General features: G+C 73.5%; 15 protein-coding genes. 6 read left to right on the forward strand and 9 right to left on the reverse strand.

All coding sequences use genetic code 11. The annotated features are described in order from the left end of the window. The first annotated feature begins 40 nt into the window (after positions 1-40). Entirely contained in the window at positions 41-1165 is a 1125-nt protein-coding gene (locus HCK00_RS03880; RefSeq protein ID WP_168100293.1) for a Gfo/Idh/MocA family protein, read from the forward strand. A gap of 217 nt (positions 1166-1382) precedes the next feature. Here the strand turns inward: HCK00_RS03880 and glnII are convergent, their stop codons facing one another. The 3 genes from glnII to HCK00_RS03895 form a co-directional block, all read right to left on the reverse strand. Then, positions 1383-2402: a glutamine synthetase gene (gene glnII / locus HCK00_RS03885; protein WP_168100294.1), complete on the reverse strand. Its 1020-nt coding sequence runs from the start codon at positions 2400-2402 to the stop codon at positions 1383-1385. Between the two features lie 368 nt (positions 2403-2770). Continuing rightward, on the reverse strand, positions 2771-3442 hold the full coding sequence (locus tag HCK00_RS03890) for a class I SAM-dependent methyltransferase (protein ID WP_168100295.1): 672 nt from the start codon (positions 3440-3442) through the stop codon (positions 2771-2773). Between the two features lie 308 nt (positions 3443-3750). Continuing rightward, positions 3751-4512: an SGNH/GDSL hydrolase family protein gene (locus HCK00_RS03895; RefSeq protein WP_168100296.1), complete on the reverse strand. Its 762-nt coding sequence runs from the start codon at positions 4510-4512 to the stop codon at positions 3751-3753. Positions 4513-5074: 562 nt separating this feature from the next. On the opposite strand from HCK00_RS03895, the gene HCK00_RS03900 reads away from it, so the two are divergent. Next, positions 5075-5998 (forward strand): helix-turn-helix domain-containing protein, encoded by a 924-nt coding sequence (locus HCK00_RS03900; protein ID WP_168100408.1) that lies wholly within the window; start codon positions 5075-5077, stop codon positions 5996-5998. Beyond that, complete coding sequence (locus tag HCK00_RS03905) at positions 5995-6300, forward strand: DUF397 domain-containing protein (protein ID WP_168100297.1); 306 nt, start codon at positions 5995-5997, stop codon at positions 6298-6300. The genes HCK00_RS03900 and HCK00_RS03905 overlap by 4 nt, the downstream gene beginning before the upstream one ends. A 213-nt stretch (positions 6301-6513) precedes the next feature. Here HCK00_RS03905 and HCK00_RS03910 read toward each other — a convergent pair whose 3' ends face one another. After that, the gene (locus HCK00_RS03910; protein ID WP_168100298.1) at positions 6514-7509 is read right to left on the reverse strand and encodes an aldo/keto reductase; all 996 of its coding nucleotides are present in this window, start codon (positions 7507-7509) and stop codon (positions 6514-6516) included. Between the two features lie 498 nt (positions 7510-8007). Between HCK00_RS03910 and HCK00_RS03915 the strand changes: the two genes are divergently transcribed. Continuing rightward, positions 8008-8697, forward strand: a complete 690-nt coding sequence (locus HCK00_RS03915) for a hypothetical protein (RefSeq protein WP_168100299.1) — start codon at positions 8008-8010, stop codon at positions 8695-8697. 5 nt (positions 8698-8702) lie between these two features. On the opposite strand, the gene HCK00_RS03920 is transcribed toward HCK00_RS03915, so the two are convergent. The 3 genes from HCK00_RS03920 to HCK00_RS03930 all read right to left on the reverse strand — a co-directional run bounded on the left by HCK00_RS03920 (position 8703) and on the right by HCK00_RS03930 (position 11151). Continuing rightward, on the reverse strand, positions 8703-8981 hold the full coding sequence (locus HCK00_RS03920) for a hypothetical protein (RefSeq protein ID WP_168100300.1): 279 nt from the start codon (positions 8979-8981) through the stop codon (positions 8703-8705). Between the two features lie 809 nt (positions 8982-9790). Continuing rightward, complete coding sequence (locus tag HCK00_RS03925) at positions 9791-10708, reverse strand: hypothetical protein (protein ID WP_168100301.1); 918 nt, start codon at positions 10706-10708, stop codon at positions 9791-9793. An 11-nt stretch (positions 10709-10719) separates the two neighbouring features. Beyond that, a complete protein-coding gene (locus HCK00_RS03930; protein ID WP_168100302.1) occupies positions 10720-11151 on the reverse strand; it encodes a peptidase inhibitor family I36 protein in 432 nt (143 codons plus the stop codon). A 296-nt stretch (positions 11152-11447) separates the two neighbouring features. Here HCK00_RS03930 and HCK00_RS03935 point away from each other — a divergent pair, with 296 nt between their 5' ends. Beyond that, the gene (locus HCK00_RS03935; RefSeq protein WP_311765126.1) at positions 11448-11921 is read left to right on the forward strand and encodes a methyltransferase domain-containing protein; all 474 of its coding nucleotides are present in this window, start codon (positions 11448-11450) and stop codon (positions 11919-11921) included. 94 nt (positions 11922-12015) lie between these two features. On the opposite strand, the gene HCK00_RS03940 is transcribed toward HCK00_RS03935, so the two are convergent. Together HCK00_RS03940 and HCK00_RS03945 are read right to left on the reverse strand one after the other, a co-directional pair. Next, the gene (locus tag HCK00_RS03940) at positions 12016-12564 is read right to left on the reverse strand and encodes a DinB family protein (protein ID WP_168100303.1); all 549 of its coding nucleotides are present in this window, start codon (positions 12562-12564) and stop codon (positions 12016-12018) included. A gap of 167 nt (positions 12565-12731) precedes the next feature. Beyond that, complete coding sequence (locus HCK00_RS03945) at positions 12732-13751, reverse strand: extracellular catalytic domain type 1 short-chain-length polyhydroxyalkanoate depolymerase (RefSeq protein ID WP_168100304.1); 1020 nt, start codon at positions 13749-13751, stop codon at positions 12732-12734. 26 nt (positions 13752-13777) lie between these two features. Between HCK00_RS03945 and HCK00_RS03950 the strand changes: the two genes are divergently transcribed. Continuing rightward, positions 13778-15112: a helix-turn-helix domain-containing protein gene (locus HCK00_RS03950; RefSeq protein ID WP_168100305.1), complete on the forward strand. Its 1335-nt coding sequence runs from the start codon at positions 13778-13780 to the stop codon at positions 15110-15112. Positions 15113-15126 lie beyond the last annotated feature (14 nt).

Here is a 15126-nt window from a genome sequence, read left to right on the forward strand (position 1 = left end):
CGCGCGGCGCCCGACGGCACGCACGGCGAAAGGTTCCCCCATGCGCATCGGACTCCTCGGTACCGGCCCCTGGGCGCGTCAGGCGCACGCCCCCGCCCTGGCGGCCCACCCCGACGTGGAATTCACCGGGGTATGGGGCCGCCGCCCCGAGGCGGCCGCGGGACTCGCCGCGGAGTACGGCGTCCGCTCCTACTGCTCCCCGGAGGACCTCTTCGCCGACGTGGCGGCGGTCGCCGTCGCGCTGCCGCCGGACGTGCAGGCGCCGCTCGCGACCCGCGCCGCCGAGGCGGGCCGCCATCTGCTGCTCGACAAGCCCGTGGCCACCACCGTCGAGGACGCCCGCCGGGTGGCCGCCGCCGCCGAGCTGACCGGGATCGCCTCGGTCGTCTTCTTCACCGCCCGCTTCGACCCGGGCACCGCCGACTGGGCGGCCGAGCAGGCCGCCGCGGGCGGCTGGTTCACGGCGGACGCGCGCTGGCTCGCCTCGCTCTTCGCCGAGGCCGGGCCCGCCGGACCGGCCGCCCCGGCCGGCTCGTCAGGGCCCGCCGGATCGGGCGGTTCCGGCGCCGCGCCGAGCCCGTTCGCCGACTCCCCGTGGCGCCGTGAGCGCGGCGCCCTGTGGGACGTCGGGCCGCACGCCCTCTCCCTCCTGCTCCCCGTCCTGGGCGACGTGGACGAGACGGACCCGGCGGCGGTACGGGCCGCCCGCGGCCCCGGCGACACCGTGCACCTGATCCTCCGCCACTCCGGCGGGGCCGGTTCCACCGTCACCCTGAGCCTCACCGCGCCGCCCGCCGCCTCCGGGGTCGCGCTCGAACTCCGCGGCGAACGGGGCGCCGTCCCGCTCCCCGGCGGCGCCGCCGGGCCCCAGCAGTGCTACGCGCGGGCCGTGGACGCCCTGCTGACGGCGGCCCGCACCGGCGTGGCGCACGCCTGCGACGCCCCGTTCGGCCTGCGGGTCACGGAGATCCTCGCCGCCGCCGAACGCGACCTGGGCACCGTACGCGGAACCGGTGCTCCCGGCACGGGCGCGCCGGAGGCCACCGCGTCCGGGCCCGGCGTGCCCGGGGTGACCGCACCCGGCCCCGGCCCCGGCCCCGGCCCCGGCGCCGCCGAGGCCGTCACCGGGAGCGGGACCACCGGCGCCTCCGGCCCGGGCGCCTGACGGGGCCGGCGGCCGGAGGCCCGGCGTGCCGTGACACGCCGAAGGGCGCCCGCCGGGTGTCAGGTGCGGCGGGCGCCCTTCGTATCCCCGTCCCCACGGGGGAGACAACGGGTGGGGAGCGCCGGGGAGGCGGCCGGGGCCGGTGGAACCGGGCCCGGCAGTTCCGGTTGCCGGCCGGTTGCCGGCCGGTGGCCGGTCCGGTGGGTGGCCGGTCCGGTCAGACCTGCCCGGCCTTCTCCAGCGCCGTGCAGCAGGTGTCCACGATCAGCCGGGTCACCACGTAGGGGTCGCAGTTGGCGTTGGGGCGGCGGTCCTCGATGTACCCCTTGCGGTCCACCTCGACCTGCCACGGGATGCGCACCGAGGCGCCCCGGTCGGAGACGCCGTAGCTGTACTCGTTCCACGGCGCCGTCTCGTGCAGGCCGGTGAGCCGGGACTCGATGCCCGTGCCGTAGTTCTTGACGTGCAGCAGCGGCTTGTCCCCGTCACCCAGCGCCTCGCAGGCGGTGATGATGGGGTCGTAGCCCTCGCGCATCGCCCGGGTGGAGAAGTTGGTGTGCGCGCCCGCGCCGTTCCAGTCGCCCTTGGCGGGCTTGGCGTCGAGGGTCGCGGAGACGCCGAAGTCCTCGGCGGTGCGGTAGAGCAGCCAGCGCGCCACCCACATGTGGTCGGCGACCTCCAGCGGGGAGAGCGGGCCCACCTGGAACTCCCACTGGCCGGGCATCACCTCGGCGTTGATGCCGGAGATGCCGAGCCCCGCCGCCAGGCAGTTGTCCAGGTGCTTCTCGACGATCTCGCGGCCGAAGATCTCGTCGGCGCCGACCCCGCAGTAGTAGCCGCCCTGCGGCGCCGGGAAGCCGTTCTCCGGGAAGCCCAGCGGCCGGCTGCCCTCGAAGAAGGTGTACTCCTGCTCGATACCGAAGAGCGACCCGTGCTCGGCGTACTTCTCCGCGACGGGACGCAGCAGCGCGCGGGTGTTCGACGGGTGCGGGGTGAGGTCGGTGTGCAGCACCTCGCAGAGGACGAGGATGTTCCCGCCGCCGCGGATCGGGTCCGGGCAGCTGAAGACGGGCTGGAGGACGAGGTCCGAGGAGTGGCCCTCGGCCTGGTTGGTGCTGGACCCGTCGAAGCCCCAGACGGGCGGCTCCGCCCCGGCGGCCAGGATCTTGGTCTTCGAGCGGAGCTTCGCGGTCGGCTCGGTGCCGTCGATCCAGAGGTACTCGGCCTTGAAGGTCACGGGGTCTCCTTGCGCGGGTGCGGGCGGACGGCTGCGGGTGCGGGTCCCGAAGCGTCCTCCCGCCGACGCAGGCGCCGGCGCTCCGTTGAGCCGACGCGTACGCCGTGGTGCGGTGCCCGCGCGCGGGTCGCGCGCCGCGGCGCCGCCCCGGTCCCCTTGGCGGCAGCATGGCAACGGGCCGTTTCCCGTCCGTTGCCCGGAGGTGAACCGGCTGTGTCCGGGACGGCCGGTATGTGACGGCCGCGCTACGGAAGCGGGCAGGGGCCGGGGGCACCCGAAAGGGGCGCCGATCCACGGGAGTTGACGGACGTGGCCCGCCCGGGCACCACGCCGCGCGGACCCGCCGCGGATCCTTCCGCGCGTCTCCGTCAGAGCCGTTCGGCGCGGACCAGGGTGTCGAGCGCGACGCGCGTCCCGTCCTCCGTCTCCACCGGGCGTTCGGCCCGCTCGGCCTTGACGATCCGGGTATACGGCCGCCAGGCGCCGGCGACCTGCCGCTCGGTGGAGAGCACCTCGGGGTACCGCGGCCCGCCGTACCCGTGTTCGATGTTGTCGGCGTGGTGCCCGACGAGCAGCAGCGTCCCGCCCGGCCGCACGGCGGTGGCCGCGCGCCGGAGCACCCCGGTCATCTCCGGCCAGGGCAGGTGCAGATAGACGACGAGGGCCAGGTCGTAACCGCCGTCCGCCCCCGCCCCGCCCGTTCCGTCAGTCCCGTCGGTTACGGCCGACCCGTCGGTCCCGGCCGTCGCCCTCTCCCAGGCCGCCGGGTCCGTCAGATCCGCGCGCACGGTGCGGATCGCCACCCCGCGCTCCGCCGCCAGCCGATCGGCCTTGGCCAGGGCCACCGGGGAGAAGTCCAGGGCGTCCACCTCCCAGCCGCGCTCCGCCAGCCAGACGGCGTTCCGCCCCTCACCGGCCGCGAGGTCCACGGCCCGCCCGGCGGGCAGCCCGGCCAGCTCCGCCGCGACGAACCGGTTCGGCCCGGCGGCCCAGACGAGTTCCGTCCCGCGATACCGCTCGTCCCACGCCTCGGCGTCCATCCCGGCTGCTCACCCCATCCGCGTTCCGGCCGTGCACGGTGTTCCGCACCGGACGGGACCATGCTCGCAGACGCACCCCGCCGCCACCCGTCCGCGCGGGTCCGGGCCGGGCGCGTCCCGGGCGCCCCCTGGACGCTTCCGGGACGCTTCTGGGACACCGGTGCCCCGGCGGAACACCGCGGTGCCCCGGGGGTGACGGCACGTTCGGGGGAGCGCGGCGTCACCCCGCACACCCGCCCGCCCCCGGTGCTCGGGGCGGGCGGGCGTCTCGTCCCTACGCCTCTGCCGCCTCCGCGGCTCCCGCCGCGTCAGGCGGCCAGGCCGTGACCGGCGGACGCCGGGACGGCGGCTGTGCCGAGACTGCCCGGGACGGAGCGCAGCGCCTCGTACCAGCGGGTGGCCATCTTGCTGTAGCCGGTGGCGTTCGGGTGCACCCCGTCGGCCAGGTCGGAGGCGTTCAGCGCCGAGTACATGTCGACGAGGTGGACCTTCTTGCCGGCGTTGACCTTGTTCTGCACGATGCCCGGGATCTGCGCGTTGAAGGACCGCACCGTCCCGTCCGCCCACGGGATCGGGATGATCGTCGCGACGAACAGGTGCGCGTTCGGGGCCTGCGCGGTGATGCGGTCGATCAGGGTGTTGAGCCGGCCGGCGGCGCCGTTCGGGTCAGAGCCGTACATGTCGTTGGTGCCGATGTGCAGCAGGATGGTGTCCGGGGTGTAGGCGCGCAGCCAGTTGGTGATGTTGGCGTCGATCTGCGCGATCGTCCAGCCCGAGTGACCCTCGTGATTGCGGTCGGGGAGGTTCCCCGGTCCGTTCGACGCGGAGCCGACGAAGTCGACCGAGTGGCCCCCGGCGACGAATTTCTGCCACAGGTCGATGCGGTAGCCGCCCGGGACGTTGTAGCCGTCGGTGATCGAGTCGCCGAGCGGCATGACCCGCACGGTGGCGCTGGGCGCGGCGGTTCCGTCCTCGGGCGCGGCCTGCGCGGTACCGGTCGCGGCGGCCGTCGCCGCGATCATCGCGGCTCCGGTGAGCAGGGCGGAGAACAGGCGCCTCATTCTGCGCATGGTGATTCCTTTCGTGGGGGGTCCGTCGCCGGGCCCGGGATACGGTCGGCGGGCTCCCGCCACCGGAGGACGCCGGTGGGCGCGTGGCGGGCGGTGGAGTGGCCGCGGCGGGCCGGCCCCGGACGAGCGCCGGCGCGCCCGGTCCGGGGAGCGGACCGGGACGGCGGAACGACCGGGACGGTGGCCGTCGCGCCGCCCCGCGGGGCGGAGGGGCGCCGGGCGGGGGCGGACGAGCCGTGCGGGTGTGGGTGGGGGTGTGGGGGATTGAACCGATGCGGTGATGGGAGCGCTCCCAATGTAGGACTCCCGGCAGGCACCCACAATGCCGCCTCGGGCCCTCCCGCTCCCGCCGCGACGTGGGGAACGTGCGTACGGTGACGCCCCCTTATGGGGGTGGCCACCCCGGCCGCCCCGCCGTGACCTGCGACGTTCCCGCCCGGCCAGACCCTGTACCGGTACGCGGAGTGCGCGTACCGGTACGGAGAGTGGACGGTTCGTGTCGCCGCCGGTGACCATCGCCGAGTTGTTGATGTCCCGGCAGGGAAGCGGGAGGAGGCGCCGGATGACGGACGACGCGGTGAACGGCGACGACGCGGTGAACGGCAGGGGCGGTGCGGACGGGCCGGAAGGGCCGGACGGTGTGGACGGGCCCGACGCGGCCCGGGACGGCAGCCGCCAGGAGCCCCGGAGTCAGGACAGCCTCCGGGCGTTCGGGGCGGTGGTCAAGTCCTTCCGCCACCGGGCCGGACTGACCCAGGAAGAACTGGCGCCGCTGGTGCGGTACTCCGTGCCCACGGTCGCGTCCATCGAACAGGGCCGACGTTTCCCGCCCCTGGACTTCATCGAGGCGGCGGAAGACGCGCTGGACGCCTTCGGAACGCTCCGGGGCGCGGCCCGGCACCTGTCCCGCCAGAAGGGCCTGGCGAACTGGTTCCGCCAGTGGGCCCAGCTCGAAGCGGAGGCGATCAGCCTCTCCACCTACGAGTGCCGCCTGATCCCGGGCCTGCTCCAGACCGAGGCGTACGCGCGCACGCTGTTCGCCAACCAGCTGCCGCCCCTGGACGACGACCAGATCGAGGCCCAGTGGGCGGCCCGCTCGGAACGCCAGCGCCTGCTGCGCGAGCGCCCGAACACGGCGTTCAGCTTCATCCTGGAGGAGCACCTGTTCCTGCGGCGCATGGGCGGGGCGGAGGTCACGCGGGAACTCATCGGGCACGTGTTGGAACTGGCACAACTGCGCAATGTCGAGATCCAGGTGATGCCCCTGGTTCGAGAGGCTCATGCTGGGCTCGATGGGCCGATGCGGCTCGTTGAGTCGCCCGACAACCGACGGGTCGCGTACTGCGAAGGCCAAGAGAGCGGTCAGCTCATTTCTGACGCAAAGGTGGTCAGCATGTTGCAGATGCGCTATGCCAGGATGCGTTCACAGGCTCTCTCCCTCGAAGACTCCCTGAGCCTGTTGCAGCGGATGCGAGGAGCCCTATGAGCGGCAATGGCCTGGTCTGGTTCAAGAGCAGCTACAGCGGCGGCAGCGGCGACGACTGTGTGGAAGTCGCCTTTCCTTGGCGCAAGTCGAGCCACAGCAGCAGCGGTGACGGTGACTGCGTCGAGGTCGCCCTCCCCTGGCGCAAGTCGAGCCACAGCAGTGGCGGCGACGGCGACTGCGTAGAAGTCGCCGCCTGCACCTGCACCGTGCACGTCCGCGACTCCAAGCACGCGAGCGGCCCCCAACTCACCGTGTCCCCCTCCGCGTGGAGCGCGTTCCTCGTTCACGCGGTGGCGCCCTGATCGCTCACGACTCTCCCCGGAGGGGGTCCCGCGCGAGGACCGGGCCCCACCGGGGGTGTGATCGAAGGTCTGGCCGGCCGGCTCGAACGGCACGGAGACGGCGGGCTCCACCGGAGAGGCCCGCCGCCTCCTCCAGATCCTCAAGATCACCGAGGAGGCGGGCGAGGTGGCCGGGGCCGTCATCGGCGCCACCGGCCGGAACCCCCGTCGCGATCAGCCGTTCAGCAGTTCCTCGATCTCCTTCATCTGGTCCTCCCGCAGCGGACCGTACGCGACGGCTGCCGCGTTCTCCTCCGCCTGGGCCACCGAGCGGAACCCGGGAATCGGCAGACTGTGCGGGCTGCGGGCCCACAGCCAGGCCAGGGCGCCCTGCGCCAGCGTGCGTCCGCCGCTGGTCAGCACCTCCCGGACGGCCGTCACCCGCTCCTCCCAGGCAGGTGCGGGGACCCCTCCCTCGCCGTACCAGGTGAGCCAGGCCGGCGGAACGGCGCGGATGTCGCCGGCGCCGGCAGGCCCGGACTTCCCCTGGGCGGGCTTGGCCAGCAGTCCCATCGCGAGAGGGCTGCGGTTGATGCTCGTGAGCCCGCGGTCGTCGCAGAGCGCGAACAGCTCCGGCGCGTCCTGTAGCACGTTGGCCGCGTACTGGACGGCGTAGCAGTGTGGCCCGTCGGCGAACAGGGCGGCCCGCCGGGGGTCGTCCGTGCTCCAGGCGTAGCCGCGTATCAGCCCCTCCCGCACCAGTTCCTCGCAGGCGTCCCGCAGTTCGAGAGCGCGGTCGAGAGGCGCGTCGGACAGGTGGAGCTGGTAGAGGTCCAGGTGGTCGGTGCCGAGGCGTTCCAGGGAGGCCGTGAGCGCCCGGCGGACGTACTGGGGCGAGTCGTCGGTCCCGGTGAGGGTCCGGGTGCGCTCGTCGAACACGTTGCCCCACTTGGAGGCGATGACGACCTCGTCCCGCCGCCCCCGCAGGGCCCGCCCGAGGACGCGTTCACTGTGGCCGGCGCCGTAGGTGTCGGCCGTGTCGAAGAAGGTGACCCCCAGATCCAGGGCCCGGTGCACCGCGGCCACGGACTCGTCGTCGTCGACCTTGCCCCAGCCGAGCGGATTGCCGTCGGCGTCCTGCCATTCACCACCGATCGCCCAGCACCCGAATCCCAGTGCTCCGATCTCGATGTCGCTGCGTCCCAGTGTTCTGCGCTGCAAGGCATTCATACGCGGGGATGCTAGAGGCCAGGTGGCGCCCGGTGCACGGGAAAATCTCCCCTCACCGGCCACACGCATGCTTTCTGGTCACTTCCCGAACGGCCGGCAGGGGGAGGTGGCGTGGCGGCTTCCTTGCCCGCTTCCGCGGCGTCGCCGATGCGACCCCCGGTAAAACGGGGCAATTCCATGGAATCGCTCCCACATCTCCCGCGGAAGGTCATTCCGTGAGCCTGTTGCCCTCGATCAGGGCGATGCGCGGCATGCCCGCGACCGGGCGCCTCCATGCACGTGGGGATGGCCATGGTCCGCTCGACGAGCGTGCGGGCTTCGCGTGGGAGCGGTTGACGGCCCACCTGCCCGCGGAAGGGTTCGCCCGGCGGCCTCGGTGCGTTTCCAGGATTCCCGGAAATGCGCACCAGTCCTGGCATCTGGCCGGCGGGGAGTGGCGATGATGAAGACTCAACAACGAAGCGTGGGTGACATCAAGAAAGCTCCGCGCTCACCGTCATGGTGGCTCTAGCATCACTGCATGGGGATACGCGGAGTGTTTTCGTTCTGCGCGGAAGCGGCATCATCGAAGATCATGCCTGGCGGCGTTCCGGGCGGCTCGCGATGACGATCCCTTCGCCGGACTCGGTTCAGGCGTGGCTGCTCGGGCTGATTTTTGGATCACCCTCCTTCGTCGTCACCACCTTCGTTCTGGCGAATGGCCTGTGGGCGTGGTGGAGCTTCGGGAGAAGTGCGGTGGTGACAGCGGCGATAGTGTTCAACCGCTCGCAGGACCGGCTGGGCCGGCAAACCCTGAAGGTGAGGGCGAGCTGGCGGATCGCCGTGGCGTGGACCGTGTGCTACGCCTCGGCGTCGGTCGTGACGCAGATCTGGGCCGGATCCCGGTACTCTCCCGGTCAGGGAGGCGGGCTGAAAGAGTTACTGCTGTGGTCCGGGCTTTTCGGCGCGCTCGCGGTGGCGGGCTGTTTCTATCTCACGCCGTCACAAGGCCCCAAGCATGGCGACCCCTACTGGGCGCCCTACCTCGGAATGGTGGGCGGCTATGCCTTCGGCCTCCTCTGGGCGGTCGTGGCGTTCACCAGGCGCGGGCCGGAGCCGGGGGATTGGTGGGTCTGTCCCGCGGCGAGCTGTGTCGGCGTGCTCGGGTCCGCACTGCGCATGAGGATCCGGGCCGGCGCGTCACGGTAATCCCCCTACGCGAGTTCCGCGCTGAAGATCGGCTTTCCGTTCCACTTGCTGGTGGTCACGACGATCACCAGACGCCGCCCGGCAGGAACGTCGAACTCCTGCGCGCCGTCCTTACTGCCTGCCTGCTGCAGTCCGCACTCGACGCGGTGGGTCCCAGGAGTGACGGTGTGCGTAAGGCTTTTCCCCGAGGCGAGGGTTCCCACGTGGTTGGAGTCGATCCAGACCGCCATGGGCACCGCGGCGCCCATCAGCCGGGAAACCCTTTTGATCTCCAGTTGCGTCACACCGCCCGGTGACCCGATGCCGCAGCTGGGGCACGTCTCCGCACTGTCCGATACGCGATGCTCGCATTCGCGACACGCCACCATTGCCATGGCTGGTCCCCCTCGAAGAATCGGCCCGGCTCGATCCTCACATGGTGGCATAGGGAAATGTCGCTGCACCTGGTTGTCCGCAGGGAGGTTTTCCAGCCCTGACGGGAAGTCGGGCACGCGGGCCCCGGCGGCGGACACGGAGAACACCCCCGGTGGGCGGATTCACAACCAAGATCGCCAGTCTGGCGGGAGCTTCCGCGTGCTTGCCCGAACCGCCCCCTGTGGCACCACCCGGATCACCGCCGTCGACCGTGCTGTCGCCGCCTTCGAACTCGCCAGTTGGTCACGGTGGGAAAGGCCGGCTGCCGGCCGGCCGGCGAGTCGGTGTGGCACGGGAATGCCTCACCCCTCGCCAGGCGAGACCCGGGAGAAGACACGTAGGGCGACAAACAGAGCAGCGGGGTAGACGCCCGCGGACCACGGTTGCGGCACGACCTTCTGCGCGACCACGGTCAGGGTTGCGAGGAGCAACCACATCAGAAGGGCCCAGGGGTGCCTCAGCAGAGCCCTGACCACGACGGTTGACCGAACCCTGAAGCCTTCCCCCACCACCCCCACGGTCAGACCGACCCTGACTCCTACCCACGGCGACGACCATGCCAGCAGCCATGATCCGCCGGGCGGTGCCTGGCTCCCCTGGTGGCGCCAAGGCCGAGGATGCGCTCGACCGGTTCGCCGCCCCCTTCGCCGCACGGGGGCTCTCCGGCGGAGGCCCCCCGCTACGGGCGGTCACCGGCGATGTCCTGGGCGCGTTCCAAGGCCGCCGCGCGCAGTTCCGCGGCACGGTTGAGGTCCGTGCGCTGCCGTGAGGTGAGTCCGCCCGCCTGCTCGCGGCCCACCCTGTCGGCCACCTCGGGCATATCCGCGGCCAGCGCGCATGCGCCGTCGGCCATGGCTATGCGGACCTCGGTCCGCCGCGCGGTGTCCGCGTCCGCCGCCTCATGGGCCCGGTGGGCGTCGGCGCGGGCCTCCGCCATCGAGCCGTAGGGCTGTCCCCTGTCCTTCATGCAGGATTTCCACGCCCGCGTGGCCGCGCGCATGGCGGGACTGCTCCCGATCGGTCCGTTGAGGGCGTTGCGGGCCTCCTGCGGAACGTAGAAGACCCGGGCCGCGTCGACGGCGTCGCCGTACAGGCCGATCCGGCTCTCGGCGATGCAGCCGGTGGTGCCGAAGGTGAACTCGGGTCCGCTGGACAACCGCAGCACCGCCTGCTTCCCGGGATCACCGGAGAGGGCACGGGCGTAGGCCTTCCGCTCCGTGGCCGAGAGGCCGGACGGGTACTGGTTCTCCGGTGACGCCGCCGGGCCGGCGAACCCGTACCCGTGGCTGCGCCGGTTCTCCAGGTCCGGCTGCCACGAGTCGTCGATGCCGGTGGTACCGCCCTCCCAGGTCGGGTAGTCGAATCCCCGCTCGTCCATGCAGCGTCTGGTCAGTTCGTACTCGGCCTGCTGGAGGGAGAGTTGCTCCTCCCGGTAGGGCCCGGCACGGACGGCCAGGTCCAGGGCGGCATCGCTGAGCTCGGCGGTGGCCGGCGCCCGGCCCGAGGCCGCCGGCCGCGCTTGCGCGCAACCGGCGGCACCTGTGACCAGCAGGGCGATGACCGCTCCGACCGCGGTGTGTCGGCCTATCGGTCGCATGCCGTCACCGCCTACCCGCACCACCAGCTGTTGGAGCTGATGGCGTCGTTCCAGTTGCCCCCGCTCGGCTTGCTCCAGTTGACCAGGTTCGCCGCGGAGGTGTCGCGGTTGATGACCCAGGAGGAGCCCCCGTAATTGGGGTTCTCGTAGACGACGGCCTCACAGCTCAGTCCCTCGTTGGCGATGGACGAGGCGCAGTTGTCCCAGGTGCCGGTCTGGCAGCTGCTGTGCGCGAAGGCGGACCAGCGGGTGTTGCTGCCGGACAGCTTGCCCGGGCTGCCCGCGTAGTTCGCGTCCTTCCAGAAGCAGAGGTACCCGCTCTCCTGGGGGCAGTCGGCGTACGCGGCCTGGGCGGTCGGGGCGGTCACGAAGATTCCCGCGCCGGCCGTCATGACGACACCGGCGGCTGCCGCGGCGAACCGTCGCGGAACGGTGAAACGCATATTTCCTCCCCTGTGCGGAGAAGGACGGTCGTCCTTCCGGATGCCTCACAGCGTGGCCAACGCGGCTTCGAAGGAACAACGTCCTTTTGGCGTGGTCTAAGAACCCAGGCGGGAGACGGCTGCGGCCCTCCGAGCGGCGCCCGCCCGGAGGGCCAGGGTCCCTCCATGCCGGTGAACCACAACGATCACTATCACCCCCTGCTGCTGCGGCAGGTGCCCCGCGGGGCGCGGGCCGCGCTGGACGTGGGGTGCGGCGGCGGGCGGTTCGCGCGGCTGCTCGCTGCGCGGGGCTGGACGTGGACGCGGTGGACGCCGACGCGGAGGCCCTCGCGGCGGCGCGGGCGGCCGGGGGCGGGCCCCGCTACCGCCACGCGGACGTGCGCGACACGGAACTGCCCGGCGGGCACTACGACTTCATCTCCTGCGTCGCCAGCCTGCACCACATGGAGTTCGCGACGGTGACGAGGCTGCGGCAGGCACTGGCGCCGGGTGGGGTGCCGGCCGTCCTGGGGCTCTACCCGGTGCGGACGGTGGCCGACGCGCTGTGGTCCGTCCCCGCCGTCGCCCTCAACACGGCGCACCGGGCGCTGAGCAGGCGCCGCCCCGGTCCGGCGGACGTCCCCGTCCCGCTGGTGTGGCCGCCGCCGCTGGGCTACGGCGAGACCCGGGCCGAGGCCGCCCGCCTGCTGCCCGGGGCCACGCTGCGGCGGCTGGTGCTCTGGCGGTATCTGCTGGTGTACCGGGAGCCGCCCGTTCCGTCGCGGGGCTGAGGTAGGGGTGGTGCGGGACGCGCGGAAGGGGCATGCCCGTCGGGGGGCTGCCGTCCCGGCGGGCGCGTTCCGCTGCCCGCCGGGAGCGGCCGGTTCACTCCCCGGTGACGCCGTCCACGCCCTCGCGGAGGAGGTCGGCGTGGCCGTTGTGGCGGGCGTACTCCTCGATGAGGTGGAGGTAGATCCAGCGGAGGCTGACGGGGCCCTGGAGCGGGGACGGGTTCGGCGGCAGCGTGCCGGTGTCGTCCAGCTCCCGGGTGGCGGCGGCCTTGCGGGAGTTCTCGATCTCCGCCCGCCAGCGGGCGAACACCTCGTCCTTGGTGAGGTCGTCGCGGAGGGTGAAGCCGCCGTCCGCCTCCGCGAGGTCGGCGCCGGAGCCGCCGGGGTCGCCGAAGACGGTGGGGGCGTCCTCGCTCAGCAGGACGCGGTGGAACCAGTTCCGCTCCACCTCGGCCAGGTGCTGCACCAGGCCGAGCAGGGTCATCTTCGAGGGTGGGACGGACGCCTCGCGCAACTGGGCGTCCGTCAGCCCCTCGCACTTGAGGGCGAGCGTCTCGCGGTGGAAGTCGAGCCAGGACTCCAGCCCGGCGCGCTCGCCGGCGGTCAGCGGCGGTTCGATCCGCTCGGGGGTCGACGATGTCATGACGGCATCCTGCCATCGGTGGCTCCGGCCGGAGCAGCCCCCTCGGGGAGGCATGGTCGAGGGGGCTGCCGTCCGTGGCGTGCCGCCGGGCGTGCCGTGGTCGTGCCGTGGTCGTGCCGTCCCGCCCGGGCGACGGTCGTTGCCCCGCCGGGCGGCGGGTCGTCGTCCTACCGGGCGGCGGCCGTGCTGCCGTCCAGGCCGAAGAAGGTGATCATCCGCTGGGCCATGCCGCCCTGCGGCAGGGTGTGGCCGGTGTTGGCGATGCTGATGGCCTCCACGGGCGCCTGGCTGCCCGTGGCGCCGTAGCGGGTCCGGGTCCAGTTCTGCTGCGGCTGGTCGGTGGAGGACGGGGTCTGGCTCAGGCCGTGGACGTTGGTCCACTGCTTGATCTGCTCCCCGAAGTTGGGGTACGAGAGGGTGGTGTCCTGGGTGCCGTGCCAGATCTGCACCCGTGGCCGGGGCCCGCTGTAGCCGGGGTAGGCGTTCCGGACGAGGTCGCCCCACTGCTGGGCGCTGCGGATGATCCGGCCGCCCGAGCACTCGCTGTTCCAGCTGGAGCCGTCGGTGGTGGCGAAGCAGCTGTGCGGCACCCCGCTGAAGGACGTCCCCGCCTGGAAGACGTCCGGGTAGTTGCCGAGCAGGACGTTGGTCATCATCGCGCCGGAGGAGGCCCCGACCACGAAGACCCGGCCCGGGTCCACGTTGTTCCGCTGTTTCACGTAGTCGATCATGGACTTGATGCCCACCGGGTCACTGCCGCCGTCCCGCCGCAGCGCCTGTGGCGAGGAGACGTCGAAGCACTGCCCGCTGCGGGTCGCCGACGGGTAGACGATGATGAAGCCGTAGCGGTCGGCGAAGGACTTGAACTCCGACCCGTTGTGGAACGCCGGCCCCGAGCCGGTGCAGTAGTGCACGGCGAGCAGCAACGCCGGGCGGGCCGCGACGTTGTCCGGCACGTACTGGTGCATGCGCAGGCCCGTCGGGTTGGTGCCGAAGTTGAACACCTCGGTGAGCTGCGCGGTGGGCGCGGCCGGGGCGGCCGCGGCGGCGGGGGCCGCCGCGCCTCCCAGGCCGAGGGCGGCCAGCAGCGCCAGTACCCCGGCGAGCAGGGCGGCGAGCGGCGGACGTGAGCGGCGCGCGGCGGACGGAGCGGTCGCGGCGGTGGAGTCCGCGGGGCTGTCGGGCATGCCGTTCTCCTTTCTAGACTGCGGTTGTGAAGGGCTTGTTGCTGCGGTTGTCGGCACTGGACGCGGACGCGGCCGGCGCGGTGCGGGTGATCGCGCACTTCGAGGCGCTCATGGGCGCCGGTCCCGACGCCGTGGCGCTGGTGCGCTCGACGGCGGGCCTGGCCCGGTGCCCCGCCGGACTGGAGTCCTCCGACGGCCGGACGGTGCGGTTCGGCCCGGGCGGCGCGGCCCTGCCGGGGCCGCCCGCGCGGATCTCGGGGAGCGCCCGGTTCGGCGGTGGGGATGCGGGGCCCGCCGGGCGCGTCTGGCTGGAACGCCCCGGGCCGCCCGGTCCGTTCGACGATCTCGTGCTGGAGTGGATGGCGCTCGCCGCGCGGACCCTCCACGGTGGCCGGCGGGCCGGGGAGCCCCCGCACGCGGCCGATCCGGCGCTGGTGGAGCTGGTGCTCTCCGAGCGGGAGGCCGTCGCCGACCGGGCGCGGGCGCTGCGGCTGCTCGGCCTCGTCCCCGAACTGCCGCTCCGCGTCGTCGCGGTGGCCCTCGCCGTACGCCCCGCGGACGGCCGGGGCGGCGCACCGCCGGGAGGCCGCGCGGTGCTGCCCACCGCCCGAGCGGCGGGAACCGGCCGCCCCGGGCCGGATGTCGGCGTGGCGACGGTGGCGCTGCTCGGCCGGAGCGCCCTGCGCTCCGCCGCGCGGATCGCCCGGCTCGGCCCGCTCGGCGCCGTGCTCGTCCAGGACCCGGACGGCGGCGCGACCTCCCCCGCCCGCGAGCTGCGGGCGGCGGCCGCGACCCGTGCCGGCGCGCCCGCCCCCTCGGCGGGAGGACCGGCACGGGCGGCGGGACGAGCGGGAGGAGCGAGAGGAGCGGGAGGGGCGGGACGGGCCGTGGGAGCCGGGGGACCGGGATCGACGGCAGGGACGGGCGGCATCCGCGCGGGGGTCGGCGGTCGCGTGGACGCACTCGGCGCGGGCGTCTCCTGGCGGCAGGCCCGGGCCGCGCTGCGGTTCACGGTGGCGGGCGCGCCCGAGGAGGCCGTGGCCGACCACGACGAACTGGGCCCCGCCGCCCTGCTCGCCGAGATCCCCGCCGAACGGCTGCGCGAACGGCCCGAGGTGCGGGCGCTGGCCGCCTTCGCCGCCACGGAGGGCGGCCGGACGGGGATCGCCGCCCTCGCCGCCGTCTGCCACACCGGCTCGCTGCGGCAGGCCGCCGCGGAACTCCATCTCCACCACAGCTCGGTGGCGGCGCGGCTGGCGCAGGTCGAGGACGCGCTGGGGTGGCAGCTGCGCGAGCCGGGCCACCGCTTCCACGCGCAGCTGGCGCTGTACGCGTGGCGGCTGGCGGAGGCGCCGGACTGAGACCCGCACCGGCC

The organism is Streptomyces zingiberis (genome assembly GCF_012034935.1).
GTDB classification, from domain to species: Bacteria; Actinomycetota; Actinomycetes; order Streptomycetales; family Streptomycetaceae; genus Streptomyces; species Streptomyces zingiberis.

Excerpts from the sequence above, each read along its gene's own strand:
- HCK00_RS03890 (WP_168100295.1), bottom strand. The coding sequence starts at position 3,442 with ATGGACGCCGAGGCGTGGGACGAGCGGTATCGCGGGACGGAACTCGTC.
- HCK00_RS03915 (WP_168100299.1), top strand. The coding sequence starts at position 8,008 with ATGGTGGCTCTAGCATCACTGCATGGGGATACGCGGAGTGTTTTCGTT.
- HCK00_RS03905 (WP_168100297.1), top strand. The coding sequence starts at position 5,995 with ATGAGCGGCAATGGCCTGGTCTGGTTCAAGAGCAGCTACAGCGGCGGC.
- HCK00_RS03895 (WP_168100296.1), bottom strand. The coding sequence starts at position 4,512 with ATGCGCAGAATGAGGCGCCTGTTCTCCGCCCTGCTCACCGGAGCCGCG.
- HCK00_RS03930 (WP_168100302.1), bottom strand. The coding sequence starts at position 11,151 with ATGCGTTTCACCGTTCCGCGACGGTTCGCCGCGGCAGCCGCCGGTGTC.
- HCK00_RS03940 (WP_168100303.1), bottom strand. The coding sequence starts at position 12,564 with ATGACATCGTCGACCCCCGAGCGGATCGAACCGCCGCTGACCGCCGGC.
- HCK00_RS03900 (WP_168100408.1), top strand. The coding sequence starts at position 5,075 with ATGACGGACGACGCGGTGAACGGCGACGACGCGGTGAACGGCAGGGGC.
- HCK00_RS03880 (WP_168100293.1), top strand. The coding sequence starts at position 41 with ATGCGCATCGGACTCCTCGGTACCGGCCCCTGGGCGCGTCAGGCGCAC.
- HCK00_RS03910 (WP_168100298.1), bottom strand. The coding sequence starts at position 7,509 with ATGAATGCCTTGCAGCGCAGAACACTGGGACGCAGCGACATCGAGATC.
- HCK00_RS03925 (WP_168100301.1), bottom strand. The coding sequence starts at position 10,708 with ATGCGACCGATAGGCCGACACACCGCGGTCGGAGCGGTCATCGCCCTG.
- HCK00_RS03945 (WP_168100304.1), bottom strand. The coding sequence starts at position 13,751 with ATGCCCGACAGCCCCGCGGACTCCACCGCCGCGACCGCTCCGTCCGCC.